General features: G+C 45.4%; 19 protein-coding genes, 1 tRNA gene and 1 other annotated feature. Of the genes, 13 read left to right on the top strand and 7 right to left on the bottom strand.

Annotated features, from left to right (window positions below):
• Positions 1-5 precede the first annotated feature (5 nt).
• The 4 genes from NIES593_RS10710 to NIES593_RS10695 all read right to left on the bottom strand — a co-directional run bounded on the left by NIES593_RS10710 (position 6) and on the right by NIES593_RS10695 (position 3,604).
• Positions 6-1,439, bottom strand: coding sequence for a cryptochrome/photolyase family protein (locus tag NIES593_RS10710; RefSeq protein ID WP_073599565.1), 1,434 nt, complete (start codon positions 1,437-1,439; stop codon positions 6-8).
• A gap of 231 nt (positions 1,440-1,670) precedes the next feature.
• Positions 1,671-2,219, bottom strand: coding sequence for an NUDIX hydrolase (locus NIES593_RS10705; protein ID WP_073599564.1), 549 nt, complete (start codon positions 2,217-2,219; stop codon positions 1,671-1,673).
• 12 nt (positions 2,220-2,231) lie between these two features.
• Positions 2,232-2,726 (bottom strand): 2-amino-4-hydroxy-6-hydroxymethyldihydropteridine diphosphokinase, encoded by a 495-nt coding sequence (folK, locus tag NIES593_RS10700; RefSeq protein WP_073599563.1) that lies wholly within the window; start codon positions 2,724-2,726, stop codon positions 2,232-2,234.
• Positions 2,727-2,788: 62 nt separating this feature from the next.
• Positions 2,789-3,604: an SDR family oxidoreductase gene (locus NIES593_RS10695; protein WP_073599585.1), complete on the bottom strand. Its 816-nt coding sequence runs from the start codon at positions 3,602-3,604 to the stop codon at positions 2,789-2,791.
• 300 nt (positions 3,605-3,904) lie between these two features.
• On the opposite strand from NIES593_RS10695, the gene NIES593_RS10690 reads away from it, so the two are divergent.
• From NIES593_RS10690 to NIES593_RS10680, 3 genes are all read left to right on the top strand, one after another.
• The gene (locus tag NIES593_RS10690) at positions 3,905-4,843 is read left to right on the top strand and encodes a lysylphosphatidylglycerol synthase transmembrane domain-containing protein (RefSeq protein WP_073599562.1); all 939 of its coding nucleotides are present in this window, start codon (positions 3,905-3,907) and stop codon (positions 4,841-4,843) included.
• Positions 4,844-5,012: 169 nt separating this feature from the next.
• Positions 5,013-6,167, top strand: a complete 1,155-nt coding sequence (locus NIES593_RS10685) for a UDP-sulfoquinovose synthase (protein ID WP_073599561.1) — start codon at positions 5,013-5,015, stop codon at positions 6,165-6,167.
• An 81-nt stretch (positions 6,168-6,248) separates the two neighbouring features.
• A complete protein-coding gene (locus NIES593_RS10680; protein ID WP_073599560.1) occupies positions 6,249-7,382 on the top strand; it encodes a glycosyltransferase family 4 protein in 1,134 nt (377 codons plus the stop codon).
• Between the two features lie 116 nt (positions 7,383-7,498).
• Here the strand turns inward: NIES593_RS10680 and NIES593_RS10675 are convergent, their stop codons facing one another.
• Together NIES593_RS10675 and NIES593_RS24085 are read right to left on the bottom strand one after the other, a co-directional pair.
• Positions 7,499-9,202 (bottom strand): iron uptake porin, encoded by a 1,704-nt coding sequence (locus NIES593_RS10675; protein ID WP_073599559.1) that lies wholly within the window; start codon positions 9,200-9,202, stop codon positions 7,499-7,501.
• Positions 9,203-9,714: 512 nt separating this feature from the next.
• On the bottom strand, positions 9,715-9,879 hold the full coding sequence (locus NIES593_RS24085; RefSeq protein WP_175561092.1) for a hypothetical protein: 165 nt from the start codon (positions 9,877-9,879) through the stop codon (positions 9,715-9,717).
• Between the two features lie 106 nt (positions 9,880-9,985).
• On the opposite strand from NIES593_RS24085, the gene rplS reads away from it, so the two are divergent.
• Together rplS and NIES593_RS10665 are read left to right on the top strand one after the other, a co-directional pair.
• Entirely contained in the window at positions 9,986-10,348 is a 363-nt protein-coding gene (gene rplS / locus NIES593_RS10670) for a 50S ribosomal protein L19 (protein WP_073599558.1), read from the top strand.
• A 99-nt stretch (positions 10,349-10,447) separates the two neighbouring features.
• Positions 10,448-10,520: transfer RNA gene (locus NIES593_RS10665), tRNA-Trp, on the top strand.
• A 16-nt stretch (positions 10,521-10,536) separates the two neighbouring features.
• Here the strand turns inward: NIES593_RS10665 and NIES593_RS25175 are convergent.
• Positions 10,537-10,662 carry a hypothetical protein gene (locus NIES593_RS25175; protein WP_281250722.1) on the bottom strand — a complete coding sequence of 42 codons (126 nt, stop codon included), beginning with the start codon at positions 10,660-10,662 and terminating at the stop codon, positions 10,537-10,539.
• A 114-nt stretch (positions 10,663-10,776) separates the two neighbouring features.
• Here NIES593_RS25175 and secE point away from each other — a divergent pair, with 114 nt between their 5' ends.
• From secE to lpxB, 8 genes are all read left to right on the top strand, one after another.
• Complete coding sequence (gene secE, locus NIES593_RS10660; protein WP_073599557.1) at positions 10,777-11,016, top strand: preprotein translocase subunit SecE; 240 nt, start codon at positions 10,777-10,779, stop codon at positions 11,014-11,016.
• Positions 11,017-11,049: 33 nt separating this feature from the next.
• Positions 11,050-11,685 carry a transcription termination/antitermination protein NusG gene (gene nusG / locus NIES593_RS10655; RefSeq protein WP_073599556.1) on the top strand — a complete coding sequence of 212 codons (636 nt, stop codon included), beginning with the start codon at positions 11,050-11,052 and terminating at the stop codon, positions 11,683-11,685.
• Between the two features lie 2 nt (positions 11,686-11,687).
• Positions 11,688-12,113: a 50S ribosomal protein L11 gene (gene rplK, locus NIES593_RS10650; protein ID WP_015142819.1), complete on the top strand. Its 426-nt coding sequence runs from the start codon at positions 11,688-11,690 to the stop codon at positions 12,111-12,113.
• 83 nt (positions 12,114-12,196) lie between these two features.
• Positions 12,197-12,910 carry a 50S ribosomal protein L1 gene (gene rplA / locus NIES593_RS10645; protein WP_073599555.1) on the top strand — a complete coding sequence of 238 codons (714 nt, stop codon included), beginning with the start codon at positions 12,197-12,199 and terminating at the stop codon, positions 12,908-12,910.
• Positions 12,911-12,954: 44 nt separating this feature from the next.
• Positions 12,955-13,115: a sequence feature (ribosomal protein L10 leader region), on the top strand.
• 40 nt (positions 13,116-13,155) lie between these two features.
• Positions 13,156-13,695 (top strand): 50S ribosomal protein L10, encoded by a 540-nt coding sequence (gene rplJ, locus NIES593_RS10640; RefSeq protein WP_073599554.1) that lies wholly within the window; start codon positions 13,156-13,158, stop codon positions 13,693-13,695.
• Between the two features lie 92 nt (positions 13,696-13,787).
• The gene (rplL, locus tag NIES593_RS10635) at positions 13,788-14,180 is read left to right on the top strand and encodes a 50S ribosomal protein L7/L12 (RefSeq protein WP_015142822.1); all 393 of its coding nucleotides are present in this window, start codon (positions 13,788-13,790) and stop codon (positions 14,178-14,180) included.
• A 160-nt stretch (positions 14,181-14,340) separates the two neighbouring features.
• Positions 14,341-15,150: an acyl-ACP--UDP-N-acetylglucosamine O-acyltransferase gene (lpxA, locus tag NIES593_RS10630; RefSeq protein WP_342747345.1), complete on the top strand. Its 810-nt coding sequence runs from the start codon at positions 14,341-14,343 to the stop codon at positions 15,148-15,150.
• A gap of 148 nt (positions 15,151-15,298) precedes the next feature.
• Entirely contained in the window at positions 15,299-16,516 is a 1,218-nt protein-coding gene (lpxB, locus tag NIES593_RS10625; RefSeq protein ID WP_073599552.1) for a lipid-A-disaccharide synthase, read from the top strand.
• Positions 16,517-17,284: the final 768 nt, after the last annotated feature.

Raw genomic sequence — 17,284 nt, 5'->3', positions numbered from 1 at the left:
CTTAATTAGGAAGTAGTTTGAATTAGCTGATAGCGTCGTTTAAATTCTTTTTGTTGCCTATTGTGGTCTACAATTGGTTGAGGATAACCGCAGCGATCGCGTTCTGAGTCGGGAATTTTACCCGTCACTAAATATTCGGTATCTATCGAACTTAATTCGGGCAACCATTGCCGAATATATTCTGCTTCTGGATCGAATTTTTGTGACTGACTGGCAGGATTAAAAATGCGCAATGGTTTGGGATCCATGCCACTCGAAGCACTCCACTGCCAACCTCCATTATTAGCTGCTAAATCCCCGTCATAGAGTTTTTGCATGAAATATTTTTCTCCCAACTGCGGATTAATCAGCAAATCTTTGGTGAGAAAACTGGCGACGATCATACGACAGCGATTGTGCATCCATCCCGTTTCGTTTAACTGTCTCATAGCCGCATCAACGATGGGATATCCGGTTTTTCCTTCGCACCAAGCTTGAAAATAGTCTTCGTTATTTTCCCAAGAGAAATTTTTGAAGTTTTTTCGATAAGCTCCTTGTGCTAATTCTGGGAAAAAATAAAGACAGTGTTGATAAAATTCTCTCCAAGCTAACTCTTGTTGCCAAGATTGAATGCTGTCGCTAGCTTCATCGCTGCGGCTATTTTCCCTAGCCTCAATCGTAGCTTGCCAAACAGTCCGAATGCCAATTGCGCCAAATTTAAGTGCGGCACTCAGTCGAGATGTTCCATCAATAGCAGGAAAATTTCTTTGCTCTTTATATTCATAAATTGCGCGATCGCAAAATTCAGCTAATCTTTTCTGTGCGGCGGTTTCTCCTGGTGTGAGTAGTAGGGGATTGTCCCAAATAAACCCTAAATCTTTTGCTGTTGGTAATTCAATTACACCTACTTTTTTAGCAATAGCAATTTCTTGGTTCGTTAATCCTTTGACATTTTCTAAATCTCGAACGGGAGATTGTTTGGATTGTTGACTCCAATTTCTCCAAAAGGGACTGTAAACTGTATAAGGATTACCAGATTGAGTAACAATTTTTCCGGGAGTTTCGAGTAACTGATCCCAGAAAGTTTCAACAGCAATTTCTTTTTCTTGAAGCGTTTTTTTGACTTCCTCGTCTCGTTGTTTGGCGTAGGGTTCTATATCTAAATTAAAGAATACAGATTGAACTTTTAAAGCTTCTGCTAAAGCAGGAATTGTTTGATTTGGATCGCCTTGGACAATCAGTAATTGACTGCCTGCTCGAACATACTTTTGCTGTAATTCTTGTAAGCAACCTATCATGTAAGTTACTCTAGCAGGTGCAATATCGTCGCGTTCTAGTAGATTGCGATCCAGACAAAATACACCAACTACTCTAGAACTTTTTTGACGGGCAGCAGCTAATCCTATATTGTCGGAAATTCGTAAATCGCGGCGGTGCCAGAAGAGGATTAAATCAGACATAAATAGATTCTCAATTACTCGATCGACTCTTTTAAAACTTAATCGTATATTATTTCCCTATCGATCTTTTTCTAGGAACTAAAAAAGATCTTGAAAAGAGGTTATCGCAGCTTAATTTCGGTTTAACTTTGCGCCTTTGCCTCTTTGCGTGAAACCGAAATAAATTTACCAACTAGAAACGCGATCGCAAGCCTAAGATAACTAACTTTTTATAATTTTTTCTAGGCGAGATTACCCTAAAAACGGACGTGCCAAGAAAAAGCTACAAATTGATTTAGCATCCACGGGTTCGCCAGCTAAAATCGCTTTTTCTAATTCCAGAGGACTCATTAAAACTACCTCAATATCCTCATCATCATCCTGTTCGGGTGGTTGTTCTAATTGTTGCAAATCTTGTGCCAAAAACGCATAGATATATTCATCGGAATATCCTGGTGCAAGCGCAAATTTTCCTAGCGATCGCCATCTACTTGCACGATAGCCAGTTTCTTCCTCAATTTCTCTCTTAATCGTTTCGGCAGGATCTTCGTTGGGTTCTACCGTACCCGCAGGGAACTCCAAGAGTCGTCCTTCAACCGTAAAACGATACTGTCGCACCAATACCAGTTTACCCTCGCTCGTGACGGGAACGGCTAGCGCACCGCCGGGATGGCGAACGCATTCCCAATCTCCCTCAACCCCTATCGGCAAGCGGAGTCTACTAACTTCAAAATCGAATTTACGACCTTTGTAAAACAGGCGTTGTTGTAGAATTTCTGGCGGTTCTTGACCTAGCGACATAATCGGTTATTTTTAATTAGTTATCAGTTGTCGGATAACCCCAGAACAGTTTACCTCTTCAAGAAGTTGCGCGATCGCTTTTTTCGATACCGGATCGATCCAATCTGACGCAATTTCTGCTAAAGGTACGAGTACAAATGCTCTTTCGCGCATCCTTGGGTGAGGAATCTGTAGGTTAGACGTATCCAGAATGAGATCGTCATACAACAGTAAGTCTAAGTCTAGCGTTCTCGGTCCCCATCGTTCCTGACGCACGCGACCAAATTGGCGTTCGATATTGAGTAAAATGTTTAACAATTCTTCGGGAGTCAGTCGAACTTCGAGTAAAGCGCAGCCATTGAGATAATCTGGTTGTGGGGGACCGATCGGAGCGGTTCTATACCAACTAGAATGAGATTTAAGCGTAATTTTAGGAGTTTGTGCCAGAATTTCGAGGCTAGATTCTAAAATGGTATAAGAATTGCCTAGATTGCTTCCGAGTGCGATCGCGCATTTAGCAATTTTCATGATCGATCCCTTCTGACTTTTGCCTTTTGATTGGGGATTAGTTAGTGGTTAGTAGTTAGTAGTTACTGTTTTTTGACTTTAGCGACAATGCGATCGAAATACCAATTCAATCCCGGCGCGATCAGACTATGAAATCGTCCTAAGATTGCCATCTCCGAACCAGGCGCGATCGCAAATTTTTTGGTCTCGATTCCTCTAACAATTTCGCGAGCAACTGCTTGGGCACTCCAAGTTTGAGCGGTTCGAGTAATCAATTTTGTTTCCAAGGGTTTGCTTTTATTTTCTATTTCTAATTGAGGCGTATCCGTATCGGGAGGATAGACAATAGAAATCTGAATGCCTAATGGTTTTAATTCGCCTCGTAAAGACTCTGCTAATCCCCTCAAAGCAAATTTACTCGGACTGTAAGGCGTATAACCATAAATACCAATTAATCCCGCTCCAGAAGAGATTAGCACGATCTGACCTTTTTTTTGTTTTTCCATACTTGGCAATACGGCTTTAATACTATAAAGCGAGCCAAAATAATTAATTGCCATAGTACGTTCAAAAACTTCAATCGGCACTTCCTGAAAATAACCAGGGCTTGCAATTCCAGCAGAAGTTATTAAAATATCGGGAGTTCCTCCGGTTGCAATACAAGTTTGTATGGCTTGTTCTATTTGACTTCTTTGTGCTACATCAGCTTCAACCGAAAAAATCTGCTGCTTGGAATGAATTTTGGCTGCTTCAATTTCCGATTTTGCTGCTTCTAATTTGGCGCGATCGCGGGCAATAATTGAGATGTTAGCCCCTTTGCTGGCAAGTAATTTAGCCGTCGCTTTGCCAATGCCGCTAGAACCGCCAGTAATAATTGCGTGTTGCCGAGCAAATTTCATTTTTTCCCCGCTGATAGCATATTTTGGCGTATATTGCCACAAAGTTTTAAAATCTTTAAATGTGCCAGCTGATTTCATTTTAACGGTTCTGTTTTAGGTTAAGCGCAAGCGAAATTTTGCCTTTTTAGCCAATCGCAAGCAGATGTCGTTTCTACGACAGGTTCGCAACTCTTAACTATTACGGTTATTTTGGTGATAGGAACCTAAATCTTGCCTCATCCCATTACAGAAAACCAAAAAGCAGCAGCCCGGTAATGATGAAAAGATCGAGAGAAAACCTTCCCAGCAAGACCGACATCGATGAAATCTAAACATCTCAGCTCTCTGTTTCAATGGTGTATCATTATCTTCACCGCGATCGTTGTCGGTCAAGCTCTCTACGATAACTGGCGAGAAGTCCAAAGCCTTGAGCTTGATAAGGAAACTTGGTGGTACGTCATTGTGGCAGTGGCAGTTTCTATCCTGTCTCACTGTTGGTCGGGAGTTGTGTGGGGCGAGATTTTAAGAAATTTACAGTATCCGGTTCCTTGGCGATGGGCAACAATCATTTTCATCAAAACTGAAATTGCTAAATATCTACCCGGCGATATTTGGCAAACTTATGGTCGGCTGGTAGCGGCTCGCAAGCTAGGAATCCCCGTAACAGTCGCGTTCGCTAGCGTCCTTTTACAATCTGTCTATATCGCGGCAGCAGGAATGATATTCGGGCTGTTAATTGCTGCCGACCCGACATTACAAAGACTGTGCAGTCTTGGTTTGGCTTGCATTCTCGTCAGCGTTCATCCATTCGTATTCGATCGCGTTTTTAGTTGGATCGAGCAACTGCCTAATGCGCTAATGCTGCAAAGGCTCTTCAATAAATTAGCCCGCTCCCAATGGACTCGACCTCGCATGCAATCTTATCCCTGGCGGGTAATTTTAGGACAGTGTTTATTTTTAGCGCTGCGAAGCGTCGGCTTTTTGTTGACGGTTGCGATCTTTACTCCGGTTCGCCCAGTAGCAATCATCCCGCTAGCAAGCGGATTTAGCTTGGCTTGGGCATTGGGAATCGTGTCGCCCATCTCTGGCGGAGTTGGCGTTTTTGAGGCAACTGCCCTTGGTTTGTTAGATAGGGTAGTAGAACCCAGCGTCGTCCTGGGCGCTGTAATTGTATACCGTTTGATAGCGCTGCTGACGGAGGCGATTGGGGCGGGTTTGGGTTGGTTGCTTGGTCGAAATGAAGACGCATCCGAAGTCTGAATTCTTTTATCAAGTCGAGCCAAGGGTCGATTCGCAACACTATTTAACATCTTTGGTTTAGAAGGTACCAATTCCTGATACATTTACGAAGAAGTGGAAGCAGCCTCCGTCGTTGTACGGCGGACTATCTTCCACCTAAGATCGGAAAATAAATTTTTATTGATTTAGTATGAAAGTTCTGGTTATTGGTGGTGACGGTTATTGCGGTTGGGCAACTGCGCTACACCTTTCAAATAGAGGGTATGAGGTCGGGATTGTCGATAGTTTGATCAGACGGCATTGGGATACAACATTAGGTGTAGACACGCTAACTCCCATAGCATCAATTCACCATCGCATTCAGCGGTGGCAGGATCTGACGGGGAAGTCCATCGATCTATTCGTGGGCGATATCACCGATTACGATTTCCTCAGCAAAACCATGCGCCAGTTTGAACCAGAGGCGATTGTCCACTTTGGGGAACAGCGTTCGGCACCTTATTCGATGATCGATCGCGAACACGCGGTCATGACCCAAGTCAATAACGTAGTAGGGACGCTAAACCTCCTCTACGCCATGAAAGAAGATTTCCCAGATTGTCATTTGGTGAAATTGGGAACGATGGGCGAATATGGCACTCCTAACATCGACATTGAAGAAGGCTACATCACCATCGAACATAACGGACGCAAGGATACGTTACCCTATCCCAAACAGCCAGGAAGTTTCTACCACCTGAGCAAAGTTCACGATAGCCACAACATCCACTTTGCGTGCCGAATTTGGGGACTGCGGGCAACGGATTTAAACCAAGGGGTTGTCTACGGGGTTCTGACAGAAGAGACGGGAATGGACGAAATGCTAGTCAACCGTCTCGATTATGACGGAGTATTTGGAACGGCATTGAATCGATTCTGCATTCAAGCTGCGATCGGACATCCCCTGACGGTCTACGGAAAAGGCGGACAGACGCGAGGCTTTCTCGATATTCGGGATACGGTGCGCTGCGTGGAATTGGCGATCGCAAACCCAGCCGATGCCGGACAGTTCCGCGTCTTCAACCAATTTACCGAACTATTCAGCGTTGGCGATTTGGCGGTAATGGTGAAAAAGGCGGGAACGGCAATGGGATTAGATGTAGAGATCGACCACCTCAATAACCCTAGGGTCGAGTTAGAAGAACACTACTTCAACGCTAAAAACACCAAACTACTCGATCTCGGATTGCAACCCCATTATTTATCCGATTCTTTACTAGATTCTCTGCTAAACTTCGCTATCAAATACAAACACCGCGTTGACGAGAAGCACATTCTGCCAAAAGTTTCTTGGCGCAGAAATTAAATTTCATCGACATACATACAGTAGGGGCGATTCGCGGATCGCCCCTACTGGTTACCGATCGCTGGTCACTAATAACTGCTTATGAGAATCGCTTTATTCACCGAGACATTTTTACCTAAAATTGACGGAATTGTCACTCGCTTGCGCCATACAGTCGAACACTTGCAACGCCACGGCGATCGCGTTTTAGTCTTCTGTCCCGACGGCGGAATGAGAGAATATAAAGGAGCCAAAATTCACGGCGTATCGGGCATTCCACTGCCAATGTATCCCGAATTGAAACTAGCGATTCCCAGACCGAGCCTTCGCCGAGTTCTGGAGAGATTCAAGCCAGATTTGATTCATGTGGTCAATCCTGCCGTTTTAGGAATAGGCGGGATTTATTATGCTAAAACGCTCAATATTCCCCTGGTCGCCTCCTACCACACCCATCTGCCCCAGTATTTACAGCACTACGGACTCGGATCCCTTGAAGGGCTGTTGTGGGAGTTGCTCAAATTGGCACACAATCAAGCTCATCTCAATCTTTGTACCTCAACGGCAATGGTACGGGAATTGACAGGTCGCGGTATCGAAAGGGTAAACTTGTGGCAGCGAGGAGTCGATACAGAGATGTTCCAACCCCATCTCGCCTCTCGCCAAATGCGATCGCGTCTCTCACAAGGACATCCCGACAGTCCGCTTCTACTATACGTAGGACGAGTCTCGGCAGAAAAGCAAATCGATCGAATTAAACCCATCCTAGAAGCCATCCCAGAGGCACATTTGGCAATTGTTGGCGACGGGCCACACCGAGAGGCATTAAAAGCTCTATTTGCCGGCACTCAGACCCATTTTGTCGGCTACCTCCAGGGATTAGAACTTGCCTCGGCGTTTGCCTCGGCAGATGCGTTTATCTTTCCTTCCCGCACGGAAACGCTAGGATTGGTCTTGCTAGAAGCAATGGCGGCAGGGTGTCCCGTAGTGGCAGCCGCTTCTGGCGGAATTACCGATATCGTCACCGATGGCGTGAATGGTTATCTCTTCGATCCCGACGATCCTGAAGGAGCAATTAAAGCTACTAAGCGCCTGCTAGCAGCCAAAGCAGAAAGAGAGCAGTTGCGACAAAACGCTCGCCTGGAAGCAGAACGTTGGGGTTGGGCAGCGGCAACGCGCCAGTTACAGGATTATTATCGGGCTATTGTTAATTCTCAGTCTTTGTCCGAGGCAGCTTAGAAGATAAGATAGGAGTTAGTTGTAGGGGCGGTTTTTTCCATTAACCATTGGTCAGTCCCTAAAGTTTCTGGATAAACCCGCCCGTATGGAAGTCAGAATGACTCACACAATTATCGCTAGAAGGTATAAGTCGTCCGCAACACGAATACCCCAGTCGTATCGTTATCGCCATCTCCTTCCGGGTTAAAAAGGACAAAAGCGCCTGGGGTAATGCTGATATTATCGTTAAGCTTAAAATTATAGTAAGCCTCTAAGTGATAGGGATTAGTGCGATCGCCTACATTTTCCGGGATGAGCGCCGCCTCACCGCCTGAATCCACCCGATAGAGGGGCTGTCCGAAGATAAGTCCGGCTGAATTGCCTTGAGCAAACGCATCGGGAAAGTAGAAGCCTGTCATCCAACTGAGCAACCGGGTAGAGGCATCCCCTCCAGCTTCTTTGACAAAGAAATAAGCTCCATAGGAGGTAAAGTGAACAATGTCGCTAAAGCGCCAGGTTACGCTTGCCCCAACCGAGTTGATGTTGACTGGTGTCGTCAGGGGCAAATCGCCCAGAACTCCTGTTGAAACACCCGTCGTTCCCGTTGCCAAGATGTTGAGCTGATGGTAGCTGTAGGCATAATTAAGACCGATATCTAACGTTTCCGTCGGCTTGAGCGTCAATTGAGTCGCAGCGACAAAACTGCCGTTGAATAAACCAGCTCCTAAAGGAGTTCCTCCCAGAAAACCCTCGTTTTCTGGGATAGCTGCGTTGACGCTGGCGTAGAGCGCTCTAATATCGATTTCAGGAATGGGGGTAAAAATAAAGCCTCCAGCACTGGCAAGTCCCGTTCCAGATGTTCCCCCAGAGACGCGCAGAACTGGGTTAAGCGCAGCAAATCGCGAGATCGCCCCCTGTCCTTCGCTGGCAAAAGGAATAATGGTCGGAAACGCATCGGTAGTTTCAACCATCGGCGCGATAAATAGGCTCAAATTATCGGTCACCGGGAAAAGGTACAGTAGCTTGTAGAGACAGATATCGTTGTTACCGCAATTGGCTTCTAAATTTTGTGGATTGAACCCTGGGAATTGCGGCTCGTAATTCAGTTTTGCCATACTGTCGCTGAGGATTGAGCCGTCGTTAGGGAAGAGAATTTCTCCAAAGCTCGATCCGCCACCCAAGCCACTGCCAAAATTATAAGATTGCAAGCCCGTTATCAGCGCGTCTTCCCCAGTAAAACTCGTGGTCAGGTTCAGCCGTACCCGATTGTTAAAAGTAATCTGGGGATCGTCGCTATCGGGTTCTCCACCCGTAGCGCCCGCTACAGAAAAGATGACTTCTCCACTCAGTTTGGTAGTGGTCGAGAACTGATGGTCTTCTAGGAAGGATACGCGACCTTCTAAATTATCGACTCGCCCGCCTAAAGCCGCAAGTTCGGCTTCAAACTCCTGCATCAGTCGCTTGAGCGTATCGACATCTTCTTTGAGTACGGCGACGTTTTCCTGGATGAGGCGCTCCATCGTATTCATACAAGCGTTCAAACCAGCAGCAAACTCCCAGCGGCTTAGGGCGCGGTTGCCTCGGTAGGTTTGGTCTGGATAACCTACAATACAGCCGTAGCGTTCCACCAGACTTTGCAGCGCTTCGTAAGCCCATGCATCTGGCGATACGTCTCGCAATTCTTCAACGCTGGTAACTTGTTCCATTGGCTCTGGCTCGGACACAAGCGTGTCGTCCTCTACTGGATTAGCGTTTGCCCGTCCCACTGTCGGCAAGAAAGAGCCAGCGAGTAAACACAGTAAAGCTACTCCATTAATAGAAGCTAGGTGATATTTATTCACAACAATTCCTCACACAAAAACTCAAAAACTAGCGCATCTGTTAGGATGCTTGAAAAACTCTCATAACAGAGTAATTAACTCCTTATCTTTGAGAGTTAATTGATATAAATTCTAAAGATTTAACTTCCATTTCTTTTTAGCTATGTAAGAAAATCTTATTGCAGAAATTCTTTTACATGGAGCTTTGAGAGCATGAAAGCTTAAACTATATCTTTGGCTAAGTACTATAGCTCGCTTTAACTATTCAGTTATTTTGCAAATTATACAATGGTTTTTTAAAAGTTTTATGGATTTAATCAAGAATATTACTGAATTTTGACATAAGCCGTATAAATATAAAAATTTATCTATCTGAATAATTGAAAAAAGTTATTGCATGCAAGTGCATTACCAGAAGCACTATATCTCTTGTTATTAAATTGACGATCGCACCCTCATTTTGAGAGAATAGCATTGCGCTCCGGTTAGCCAAACCTGTCGTTTATCTCAAATTCGTTTCGCGGTAAATCGTTTCAGTCGCAGCAACGCCAGGAAGATACATCAGCACAAACAGTAGACAGTAGATATAAAAACGCCCCTGTCTGACCGTTAAAGCGCTTGACCATTGCGCCAAAATTTCCTACAGCGACTTCTTGTTGCTCGACTACCGCCTCTAGTTCGGCAAACTCTAGCGTCAATACTACTTTGTCCGTTGCTTTGGATTCGACAGAAAATTCTTTTGAATTTTGTTCGTTTTTGGAAAAGTTGAGGTATAATGAAAAATCGTGAGTTTTTACAAAAGCAATGAACGCTGAAGAAATTATTAGGTCGATTGAGAGCGAGCAGCTAAAAACTGACTTACCAATCGTTCATGTTGGCGATACGGTTAGAGTTGGCGTGAGAATTATAGAAGGGGGCAAAGAGCGGATTCAGCCCTATGAAGGGATCGTGATTGCCAAGCGCCATGGCGGCATCAACCAAACCATTACCGTGCGCCGGATTTTTCAGGGAGTTGGTGTAGAAAGGGTATTTTTGCTTCATTCTCCCAGAATCGCCAGCATTAAAATCATTCGTCGCGGTAAAGTGCGCCGAGCCAAACTTTATTATCTTCGCGATCGCGTCGGTAAAGCCACCCGCGTTCAACAGCGTTTCGATCGCGCTCTCTAAAATTTTTCAGAGGACAACGCAGATTTGAAGCCAATTCGCTTCAAATTGCGCTACGATCAAAAAAGCTAAGAAGCGGACTGTGCTTATCGGACTAGACGTGCGTCCTTAGTTCAGTTGGTAGAACGCAGGTCTCCAAAACCTGATGTCGGGGGTTCGAGTCCTCCAGGGCGCGTCGGGCAGCACGCAGCTCAGCACAAAGCAATACTCGCGGCTTGATGTGGGTTTTTAATGGTTCGCAGGAGAAGCGATCGAAGCAGCAGTGCTGCCATTAAAGAAAAATCTCGCGCGATCGCGATCGGAGATTTTGCTATCATAGATGTTTGTGTTAAAGTTTGTAGTTCTAAAAGCCGATTCTAAAATTTTAAATTCCATGTCAGTAAGGCGTTAATTGCTAGAGTGAATTTGGTAAATGGGGGAGAGTTGTAAGCGTGGTTAATAAAAAAGAAAGCACCGAAATCAAGCCAGCCGACAACAATAAATTGAAAGCGGGCGAGTTTATCAACGAAACCAAAGAAGAGCTTTCTAAAGTAGTCTGGCCGAGTCGGCAACAATTACTCAGCGAATCGGCGGCTGTTATTCTGATGGTCAGCCTAGTGGCAATTGTTATTTATTTAGTTGATAATTTCTTCTCGTGGGTAGCCAACCAACCGTTCATGTTTGGCTCGTAACATTTTTGCTAGGGGCGCAGGGAAGGTATTCCGATGAGTTTTGCTGACGAGCGATCGCAAGAAATACAAGAATCGCAAGAGTTAGAGCAACAACAAGAAAAAGCTAAAGCTGCTCGCTGGTATGCCGTTCAGGTCGCTTCTGGATGCGAAAAACGAGTCAAAACAAACCTAGAGCAGCGAATTCGCAGCTTTGATGTTGGCGATAGAATTATCCAGATAGAAATTCCCAAAACACCAACAGTCAAAGTTCGTAAAGATGGAAGTCGCCAGCACGGCGAAGAAAAAGTCTTCCCCGGCTATATTTTAGTCAAGATGGTTATGGACGACGAAGCTTGGCAAGTCGTCAAAAACACGCCCAACGTCATTAACTTTGTTGGAGCAGAGCAAAAACGTCGCTATGGGAGAGGACGGGGACACGTGACCCCAGTTCCTCTTTCCTTGACTGAAGTAGAGCGTATTTTCAAACAAGCTCAAGAACAAGAACCCGTCGTCAAAATCGACATGGAAGTGGGAGACAAAATTGTAGTTCTCTCAGGTCCGTTCAAAGATTTTCAAGGGGAAGTCATAGAAGTCTCTCCAGAAAGAAGCAAGCTAAAAGCACTGCTTTCTATTTTTGGACGAGACACGCCAGTAGAATTGGAATTTAATCAGATAGAAAAACAAAGCTAGCGATGGCAAAGAAAGTTGTAGCACTAATTAAACTAGCTCTTCCAGCAGGAAAAGCAAATCCAGCTCCCCCAGTCGGTCCGGCGTTGGGTCAGCATGGGGTCAATATCATGGCATTTTGTAAAGAATACAATGCCAAAACAGCCGACCAGGCAGGCATGATTATCCCGGTAGAAATTTCGGTCTTTGAAGACCGTAGTTTCACCTTCGTTCTCAAAACTCCTCCTGCCTCGGTATTAATCCGCAAAGCAGCCGGAATCGAACGAGGGTCCAACGAACCCAACAAAAAAATCGTGGCGACTATCACTCGCGACCAACTGCGACAAATCGCCGAAACCAAAATGCCCGATCTCAATGCCAACGACATTGAAGCAGCGATGAAAATCGTAGCAGGCACCGCCAAGAATATGGGCGTCAACATTAAAGAATAGTAGTGGTCATTAGTACCAATAACAAAAGACAAACAGTAAAAGGGGAGAGGCATAGCTTCGTTAGTGACCCAAGGAGATGACAAATGGCAAAGAAAGTTTCGCGCCGATTTAGAGAAGCGCTAGCAAAAGTAGAAGACAAAGCATATCAACCTCTAGAAGCCCTTCAGCTTCTCAAAGAAACTGCAACAGCCAAATTTAACGAAACGGCTGAAGCCCATATTCGCTTGGGAATTGACCCAAAATATACCGACCAGCAATTGCGAACTACCGTAACCTTCCCAAAAGGAACGGGACAAACGGTGCGAGTTGCCGTCATTGCCAGAGGAGAAAAAGTGCAAGAAGCAAGTGCTGCTGGGGCTGATATCGTCGGTTCGGAAGAACTCATCGACGAAATCCAAGGCGGCATGCTGGATTTTGAGGTATTGATCGCGACTCCAGACATGATGCCCAAAGTGGCAAAATTAGGGCGTTTATTAGGTCCTCGCGGCTTGATGCCCTCTCCTAAAGGCGGCACGGTAACCACAGATTTAGCTTCAGCAATTCAGGAATTCAAAGCAGGGAAACAGGAATTTCGGGCTGACAGAACGGGCATCGTCCATGTTATGTTTGGTAAGGCATCCTTCAGTGCCGAAGACTTGCTAGTTAACCTCAAAGCCCTACAAGAAACGATCGATCGCAATCGTCCTTCTGGTGCTAAGGGTCGTTACTGGCGCAGCGTATTCGTTTCTGCCTCGATGGGACCCTCTATCCAAGTCGATATCAACGCACTGCGCGACCTCAAACTGACAGAAGCATAGTTATTGTAGAGACGTGACCTGTCGGTCTCTACACAAAAAATTAAATATTCATTTGGATCGAGCCAAAGACAGCGGGCGCAACTTGCTTAATATCCTGCCGAGGTAGATGCCAAAAAGTTTTACCGTACTCTCGATAGAGAGAGCAAGCGGTATTCAGGCAATCAAAAACCCCGGCAAATCATGTAGGGGTTTTCTTTTTTGCCGATGAAACGAGTTTCCCAAAAAAACAAAGGAGGTGATACAGGATGGGAAGAACCAAAGAGAATAAAGAGACGGTAGTAGCCGATCTCAAAGAACTCTTGAAAGACTCGCAATTAGCCGTTGTCATCGACTATCAAGGGCTATCGGTAGCTGAAATTACCGATTTGCGCAGGCGTTTGCGTCCTATTGGCGGCTCTTGCAAAATTGCCAAAAATACTCTAATGCGCATCGCTGTTGAAGGAGATGACAACTGGCAGCCCATGCAGGAGTTTCTCAAGGGCGCTTCTGCTTTGATGACGGTCAAAGAAGATGTTGGAGGGGCAGTCAAAGCTTACAAGAGCTTCCAAAAAGACAAAAAGAAAACCGAACTACGCGGTGGCGTCATGGAAGGTCGCGCCTTGACCAAAGCTCAAGTCGAGGCACTGGCTGACTTGCCCTCTAAGGAACAATCGATCGGGCAAATTGCTGGCGCAATTAACGCCTTGGCAACCAAGATTGCCGTTGGTATCAACGAAGTTCCCTCTTCTTTTGCACGCGCCCTGCAAGCCTATGCCGAAAAAGAACAAGGCGATGCTGCTAGTTAGTAGTTATTGGTGAATAGTTAGTCTTTCACCAACCACTGACCACTACCAAAACTCATACAACTCGTACACAATTACTGAAAAGGAATAGAAAAATGTCAGCTGCAACCGATGAAATTTTGGAAAAACTAAAATCTCTGACCCTTTTAGAAGCCGCCGAGCTAGTCAAACAAATCGAAGAAACCTTCGGCGTAAGCGCTGCTGCACCTGTTGGCGGCATGGTGATGGCTGCTCCTGGTGCTGCTGCTGCGCCCGCTGAAGCCGTAGAAGAAAAAACCGAATTTGATGTCATCCTTGAAGAAGTACCTGCCGATAAGAAGATTGCCGTTCTTAAAGAAGTCCGTACCATCACTGGTTTAGGTCTCAAGGAAGCCAAAGATTTGGTTGAAGCCACTCCCAAGCCTCTTAAAGAAGGCATCAAAAAAGAAGATGCTGAAGAAATCAAGAAAAAGCTCGAAGGAGTCGGTGCAAAAGTCAGCGTGAAGTAAACATTGCCGATAATTCTAAGTTTGGGCAGGCAAGGCAAGCCTGCCTTTTTTCTTGTGCTAACTCAGGTTAAGATTGGGCGATCGCTAGAAACTTCCAAATTCTCTTTAACGTTAATCTTGATATAAGCTATTACTTGGTTCAATGCTGACCTACTAACGCATCGGAGATGTCCCGTTGAATACGTTAATTCATCCTACTGCTGTAATTAATCCCAAGGCCGAACTGCATCCAACCGTTCGAGTCGGTCCCTACGCAGTAATCGGAGAAAAAGTAACCATTGGCGCCCAAACAACTATCGGTGCCCATGTCGTTCTCGAAGGACCCACAAAAATCGGAGAAAGCAATCGCATTTTTCCTGGCGCTGTTATCGGTTCGGAACCTCAAGACTTGAAGTATAAGGGAGCAGCTAGCTGGGTAAAAGTTGGCGATAATAATCAAATTCGCGAGTATGTAACGATAAACCGGGCAACCGATGAAGGAGAAGCCACTGTTATTGGCAATAATAATTTACTGATGGCTTATGCCCACGTCGCCCATAACTGCATAATCGAAGACGAAGTAGTTATTGCTAATTCCGTGGCTTTAGCAGGTCACATTCATATCGAATCAAAAGCCAGGATAAGCGGCGTATTGGGCGTTCATCAATTCGTTCGCGTTGGCAGTCTGTCAATGGTAGGCGGAATGAGCCGAATCGAGCGGGACGTACCGCCCTATACGATAGTAGAAGGAAATCCAGCCAGAGTGCGATCGCTCAATTTGGTCGGTTTGCAACGAGCGGGTTTGAGTTCCGAGGAAATCGGACATCTTAAAAAAGCTTTCCGTCTTCTCTACCGTTCCGATAAAACGCTTCAAGAAGCCTTAGAGCAACTGGAATTGCTGCCTCATAACGAATATATCCAGCACTTTCATCGCTTTTTACAGTCCTCTATCTCCGGCGAAGGACGGCGAGGGCCAATTCCGGGGAGATGAGAGAGTATGGGAAGTGTGGGAGACTTTTGAGACGGGGAGACGGGGAGACGGGAGACAAGGAGACAAGGGGAGAAAACTAATCACTAACTACTAACTACTCCTCAATCCAAAATCCTTTCATCTCCAATTACCAATCACCAATAACGGCATGCGCATTTTTATCAGTACGGGCGAGGTTTCTGGAGATTTGCAAGGGGCAATGCTAGTCGATGCCCTGAAACGCCAGGCAAAAGCCAGGAATATAGAATTAGAAATTGTTGCCTTGGGAGGCGATCGCATGGCAGCAGCAGGGGCGAAACTGTTGGAAAATACGACGGCAATTGGTTCTATAGGACCGATCGAATCTTTGCCCTTTGTTTTACCGACCCTAAAAATTCAGCATCGTGCCAAACAAGATTTGCAACAAAATCCACCCGATTTATTAATATTAATTGATTATCTCGAACCTAATTTAGCGATTGGCAGTTACGTTCGTCAGCATTTGCCGCAAATTCCTATTGTTTATTATATTGCCCCTCAAGATTGGGTTTGGGCACCTTTACTAGAAAATAACCAAGGATTATTTAAACTTACTAACCAAATACTGACCCAGAAAAGCAAGCAATTGGTTCAAATCATAGACCGATTGTTGGCAATTTTTCCAGGAGAGGCTCGTTATTTTCAGGAGAAAGGCGTGTTGGTCAGTTGGGTAGGTCATCCCTTGTTAGATCGCATTGAGACGGCACCGAGTCGCGAACAAGCACGTCAATTGTTGGGAATCGAACCAGATCGACTAGCCATTGCCCTTCTTCCCGCTTCCCGCAAGCAAGAGTTGAAATATCTTCTCCCCGTCATCTGCGAGGCAGCTAAACAAATACAAGCTAAATTACCTCAAGTTCATTTCTGGATTCCCCTCTCTTTAGAAGCTTATCGCAGCGCGATCGCAGCGGTGGTTAAAGACTATGGTTTGCAAGCAACTTTACTTGAGGGCAAGACGCTAGAAGCAATCGCCGCCGCCGATTTAGCCATTACCAAGTCGGGAACGGTTAATCTCGAAATCGCCTTACTCAACGTCCCTCAAGTGGTTCTCTATCGGGTTAGCCCCATCACGATCTGGATTGCCCGCAATTTACTGAATTTTTCCATTCCCTTCATGTCGCCGCCCAATTTGGTCGTCATGAAGTCTATCGTGCCAGAACTTTTCCAAGAAGAAGCGACTCCAGAACGGATCGTTCGAGAATCGCTTGAACTGTTGTTAAATCGCGATCGCCGCCAGCAAACTTTAGCCGATTACGCACAAATGCGTGCTTGTTTGGGAGAAGTGGGAGTTTGCGATCGCGCCGCCAATGAAATTTTAGAATTCGCCAGCCATTTGCATGCCGATTAGCGATTGCTCAAACGGTGGATGGATTCGGCAGAAAGTCATCCGGAAAATAGCCACCTGGAGAGTTTCTAAAACTCGTCAACGACTTAAACAACAGTAAATATCCTGAGATCTTGTACCTTTGGCATCAACGCCTAGAACTTTAGTTCTAGGCTCAAAGCGCAACTCGATTAAAATCGACTGAAATTCCTATCGAGTCTTCTTTAGAAGACTTTTTCGATCGCCCAGGAAATTCATTACAAGAGCAGTTGTTGGGAATAGTGCAAGATCTCATTTTAAACAGACTTAACTTTTCTTGCAGTCAGATTTATCTGACTTGAGCTATCAGCCAAGAAATTTATTTCTTGGTAGATGAAAAGCTGGTGCAAGATTTAAGTATAGGGAGCATCCTAAATAGGTAATTGTAGTGCGAGCATCTTGCTCGCGAACCGGCTTTAGCGGGCAAGACGTAAAGCGTCCCGAGCAAAAGCGAAGGAGCTTTAGAAGTACCTTTCAAAATCCTTTCATCCAAAATGCTATCAGATGTTTCGCTTCGCTCTCGCTAAGCTCAACATGACGAAATTGCAGAAGATCTTCGACATTCTATACTTTTGGGATTCTAAGACAGACCTAGTTGAGTGACAAAACTCAAATCGTCCTCACCCCAACCCCTCTCCCAGAACGGGATAGGAGCTTTTAACTTAAGACTTTGGACTGAAGTCCCTTCACCTCTTGTGGGAGAAGGGATTTAGGGATGAGGGGACAAAGATTTGTCACTCAACCAGAAGACAG

It is taken from the genome of Hydrococcus rivularis NIES-593, from assembly GCF_001904635.1.
GTDB classification, from domain to species: domain Bacteria; phylum Cyanobacteriota; class Cyanobacteriia; order Cyanobacteriales; family Microcystaceae; genus Hydrococcus; species Hydrococcus rivularis.
The sequence above is the reverse complement of the archived record's forward strand: the minus strand, read 5'-3'. Positions and strand labels throughout refer to the sequence as shown.